Source organism: Pseudoalteromonas aliena (assembly GCF_038155085.1).
Taxonomy (GTDB): domain Bacteria; phylum Pseudomonadota; class Gammaproteobacteria; order Enterobacterales; family Alteromonadaceae; genus Pseudoalteromonas; species Pseudoalteromonas aliena_A.
The window spans coordinates 1-230 of sequence record NZ_JBAKAU010000122.1; the positions used below are offsets into that span (position 1 = coordinate 1).

General features: G+C 36.5%; 1 protein-coding gene. It reads left to right on the plus strand.

The genetic code is table 11. The annotated features are described in order from the left end of the window. The coding region (locus V6260_RS18780) for a DUF1302 family protein (RefSeq protein ID WP_341595589.1) at positions 1–230 on the plus strand (230 nt) is incomplete at both ends.

Consider the following 230-nt stretch of genomic DNA (forward strand, 5'->3'; position numbering starts at 1 on the left):
GTCGCGTATCAAACTTTTCGCAAGCAGCAAATGCACAAGATTTAGCGATGATCATTACAACAGAAATCACGTCAGATAATCTTGCTGAATTAAAAGCTTTTTCTAAAGCTGAAAATGACTATCATGAAGATATTAAGCTATATGGTTTAAGTTTTAATACGACTATTGCTGAAACAGCCTTTGCGGGTGAGTATGCGTTTCTCCAAGATGAACCACTGCAAATTGATGAC